At 69.8% G+C, this 2,698-nt stretch carries 3 protein-coding genes; 2 read left to right on the top strand and 1 reads right to left on the bottom strand.

Going from position 1 to position 2,698, the window contains the following annotated elements:
• A partial coding sequence (locus QZ753_RS12340; protein ID WP_294644107.1) for an ATP-binding cassette domain-containing protein occupies positions 1-1,757 on the top strand: 1,757 nt, incomplete at its 5' end.
• Positions 1,758-1,760: 3 nt separating this feature from the next.
• Here QZ753_RS12340 and QZ753_RS12335 read toward each other — a convergent pair.
• Entirely contained in the window at positions 1,761-2,474 is a 714-nt protein-coding gene (locus tag QZ753_RS12335) for a helix-turn-helix domain-containing protein (RefSeq protein ID WP_294644106.1), read from the bottom strand.
• Positions 2,475-2,553: 79 nt separating this feature from the next.
• On the opposite strand from QZ753_RS12335, the gene QZ753_RS12330 reads away from it, so the two are divergent.
• Positions 2,554-2,698, top strand: a 145-nt coding sequence (locus tag QZ753_RS12330; RefSeq protein ID WP_367171510.1) for a VOC family protein, incomplete at its 3' end; no start/stop codon positions are given.

Raw genomic sequence — 2,698 nt, 5'->3', positions numbered from 1 at the left:
CGCGGGCGATTGCGCTCCTGCGCCCCGAGGCCGGCCGCGTTGCCGGCATCGTCCTCGCCGGCATGGCCGTCGCAGGCATCCAGGTGGCCGAACCGGTCCTCTTCGGCCATGCTGTGAACGCGCTTCTGTCCGGCGGCGATGCGCTGCGGCTTGTGCTCCTCTGGGGGGCCGCGAGCTTCGTCTCGTTCCTGTCGGCGATGACGATCTCGCTGCTCGCCGATCGGCTGATGCACCGTCGCCGGCTGGCCGCCATGGCGACCTTCCTCGAGCATGTTCTCGCGCTGCCGGCCTCGTTCCACTCGCGCTCGCAGTCGGGCGGGCTGATGCGGGTGATGATCTCGGGCGTCGACACGCTCTTCTCGTTCTGGCTGCCGCTGTTCCGCGAGCAGATCGGCAACGTCGTGGCGCTCGCCGTGCTGCTGCCCGTCGCCTTCTGGATGAACTGGCGCCTCGCCTCGCTGCTCGGCGTCCTCATCGCCGTCTACACGCTGGTGAATCTTGCCGTCGTGCGCCGAACCTCGGGCGGCCAGGCGCAGATCGAAGGCCATTTCACCCGCGTCTCCGGCACGGTCGGCGAGCTCTTCGGCAACGTGCCGATGCTCCAGAGCTTCCTCGCCGTGCCGCGCGAGATCGGCTCCGTGCGCTCGGCGCTCGACCGCATCCTCGCCGCGCAGTACCCGGTCCTCAACTGGTGGGCGGTGATGGCTGTGCTGACGCGCGGTGCCTCGTCCATCTCCATCGTCTCGATCTTCGCCTACGGCGCCTTCCTTGCCTCACGCGGGCAGACGAGCGTCGGCGAGATCGTCTCCTTCGTCGGCTTCGCGACGCTCCTGATCGGCCGGCTCGACCAGCTGACGGGCTTCCTGATGGGGCTGTTCTCGCGCGCACCGATGCTGGTGCAGTTCTTTGCGATCCTGGGCGAGCGCACCGACGTGGTGGAGCGCGCCGACGCGCAGCCGCTCAGCGTCACGCAAGGGCGCGTGCGCTTCGAGAACGTCACCTTCCGCTACCCGCAAGGGTCCGGCGCCGTTCGCGGTCTCGACTTCGAGGCGCGGCCGGGCGAGACGATCGCGATCGTCGGGCCGACTGGATCGGGCAAATCCACCGCCCTGTCGCTCCTCCAGCGCGCCTACGACCCCGAATGCGGCCGCATCACCATCGACGGACAGGACATTCGCGACGTGACGCTGACCTCGCTGCGCGCCTCGATCGGCGTCGTCTTCCAAGAGGCCGGTCTCTTCAGCCGCACCATCCGCGAGAACATCGCGATCGGCCGGCCAGAGGCCACGATGACCGAGATCGAGGAGGCCGCCCGGCTCGCCGGTGCCGCCGACTTCATCGCCCGCAAGGCGGACGGCTTCGAGGCGATGGTGGGCGAGCGCGGGCTCGGCCTGTCGGGCGGCGAGCGCCAGCGCCTCGCGATCGCCCGTGCGCTCCTCAAGGATGCGCCGATCCTCATCCTCGACGAGGCGACCTCGGCGCTCGACACCGCCACCGAGACGCGCCTCCAGGGCGCCCTGGAGCGGCTGCGCAAGGGCCGCACGACCTTCGTCATCGCGCACCGCCTGTCCACCATCCGCTCGGCCGACCGCATCATCGTCTTGGACGGCGGTCACATCGCCGAGACCGGCACGTTCGACGAACTCGTGGCGCAGGGCGGCATCTTCGCGGGGCTGGCACGCGACGCCGGCGTCTCGTCGCTGCGCAAGTTGCCCGAGCCGTTGGAGCCGACGGCCTTCCTCGAGGCGGCCGAATAAGCGTCAGCTGCCCGGCAGGGGCGCCTTCTCCGGCAGAGGAAAGAAGCTCGCGAAGCGGCGAACCACCTCGCGATCGCCCTCGACCGCCAGCGCGCCGGCCGCTTCCAGCGTCTCGAGGCTCTGGCCGCCGTAGATCGTGGCGGCGACCGCGCGGGGCTCGCCCGTCAGCACGGCGTCCGCCCCCTCCACCGCCCCCAGGGCGACCTCGATCGTGCCGCGATGGACGACGGCCAGCAACGTCTCGCGCCCCAAGCGGAAGCCGATCCGCCCCGCAAAGCCACCGGCCCGCTCGGGATCGAACATCGTGCGCAGCGACAGCATCAGCGAGGCGGCCGAGAAGCTGGCCGTCGGATCATGGAAGGGCGAGCGCGCGCCCCAGCGGCCGACCACGCGAAAGATCGGTTCCGCCTCCTGGCCCCATTCGGTCAGCTCGTAGACCCGCGCGCCGGACGGCGGCGGCAATTCGCGGCGGACGATGACGCCCGCCTCCTCCAGCCATTCCAGCCGCTGCGTCAGGACGTTGGCGCTGATACCCGGCAGGCCGGCGCGCAGGTCGCTGAAGCGGCGCGGCCCCGGCATCAGCTCGCGCATTACGAGCAGCGTCCAGTGCTCGCCGAGAAGCTCCAGCGCGTGGGCCGCCGCGCAGGCGTCTCGGTAGGGCCAGCGCCGCTCCGTGCTGATCAGATCCGCACCCTTGGTTATTTCTTCTGACTTCATGGTTGCAATTGATAACTGATCCGGTCAGTCTTGTCCAATCGAGGGCGCGCCGTCCGGGGCGCCGATGCAGGAGGGGTCCATGTCCAGGCTGATCTTCGTCAATCTTCCCGTTCGCGATCTCGAACGCTCGGTCGCCTTCTACGAGGCGCTCGGCCACGCGAAGAACCCGCAGTTCTCCGACGACACGGCCGCCTGCATCGTCGTGTCGGAGACGATCCACGTGA

Source organism: uncultured Aureimonas sp. (assembly GCF_913775355.1).
Lineage (GTDB): Bacteria > Pseudomonadota > Alphaproteobacteria > Rhizobiales > Rhizobiaceae > Aureimonas.
Note: the sequence above shows the minus strand (reverse complement) of the source record. Positions and strands in the feature narration are given on the sequence as shown.